Annotated in this window: 2 protein-coding genes; both read left to right on the plus strand. The window is 35.4% G+C overall.

Annotated features, from left to right (window positions below; genetic code table 11):
- The coding region (locus tag ADI86_RS05400) for a transposase (protein WP_049532091.1) at nucleotides 1-273 on the plus strand (273 nt) is incomplete at its 5' end.
- 147 nt (nucleotides 274-420) lie between these two features.
- Nucleotides 421-1,226, plus strand: a protein-coding gene (locus ADI86_RS11115) for an IS5 family transposase (RefSeq protein ID WP_152906148.1) whose coding sequence is annotated in 2 segments (ribosomal slippage) — nucleotides 421-795 and nucleotides 798-1,226 — 804 coding nt in all. Because the reading frame shifts where the segments join, the coding sequence is not laid out codon by codon here.
- Nucleotides 1,227-1,483 lie beyond the last annotated feature (257 nt).

Below are 1,483 nucleotides of genomic sequence, written 5' to 3' on the forward strand. Positions count from 1 at the left end.
TATCCAGATGACTATATTTTACTGGTCATGGATAATGCTATATGGCATAAATCAAGTACCTTAAAGATTCCGACTAATATTGGTTTTACCTTTATTCCTCCGTATACACCAGAGATGAACCCCATTGAACAAGTGTGGAAAGAGATTCGTAAACGTGGATTTAAGAATAAAGCCTTTCGAACTTTGGAAGATGTCATACAAGCACTGGAGAAGGAGGTGATAAAGTCCATCGTTAATCGGCGATGGACTAGAATGCTTTTTGAAAGTAGATGAGTATAAATTTTAAACGATTAAAGTTCTAAAAAGACCTCCTTAAAACTTTTGGGTAAATCCTATTAGACTATAATATTTTTATATAGGTATCATGGATCTGATTTTATAGTAGACTTCCTGCGAAACAAAATATGATACAATAAAACTATGAATTATGAAGCAAGTAAACAATTAACAGATGTACGATTTAAGCGCCTTGTTGGTGTTCATCGCACTACTTTTGAAGAGATGTTAGCTGTGTTAAAGATAGCTTATCAACGTAAACACACAAAAGGGGGACGAACCCCTAAGTTAAGCCTAGAAGACCTCCTCATGGCTACTCTTCAATACATGCGAGAATACCGTACTTATGAACAAATTGCGGCTGATTTTGGCATTCACGAAAGCAACTTAATCCGTCGGAGTCAATGGGGTGAATCAACTCTTATTCAAAGTGGTTTTACGATTTCAAAAACTCATCTTAGTGCTGAGGATACGGTGATTGTGGATGCAACAGAGGTAAAAATAAATCGTCCTAAAAAAATCAACTAGCTAATTACTCTGGTAAAAAGAAATATCATGCTATGAAGGCTCAAGCGATTGTCACAAGCCAAGGGAAAATTGTTTCTTTGGATATCGCTGTGAACTATTACCACGATATGAAATTGTTCAAAATGAATCGCAGAAATATCGGACAAGCTGGTAAAATCTTGGCTGACAGTGGTTATCAAGGACTCATGAAGATGTATTCACAAGCGCAAACTCCTAGGAAATCAAGCAAACTTAAGCCACTAACTCTTGAAGATAAAGCCTATAACCATGCGCTATCTAAAGAGAGAATCAAGGTTGAGAATATTTTTTCCAAAGTAAAAACGTTTAAAATATTTTCAACAATCTATCGAAATCGACGCAAACGGTTTGAATTACGAATGAATTTAATTGCTGGTATTATCAATCGTGAACTAGGATTTTAGTTTCGCAGGAAGTCTAGTAAAAAAAATTCAAATCAGAATCCTTCTTAGAAAACGCCGTTTTAAGTGCTATCATTGCTCAAAAATGGAAGGATATGAAACTTTTCTAGCCAAGAAAAATGTCTCGCCTCTAATAACACGAGATAGATTATTAATTACATAACAAAAAAAAAGAGGTCTAAACCTCTTAATTAAATTACTCCGCCAGTAGGACTCGAACCTACGACATCATGATTAACAGTCATGCGCTACTACCAACT

This window comes from Streptococcus pseudopneumoniae, from assembly GCF_001074975.1.
In the GTDB taxonomy this organism is placed as follows: domain Bacteria; phylum Bacillota; class Bacilli; order Lactobacillales; family Streptococcaceae; genus Streptococcus; species Streptococcus pseudopneumoniae_D.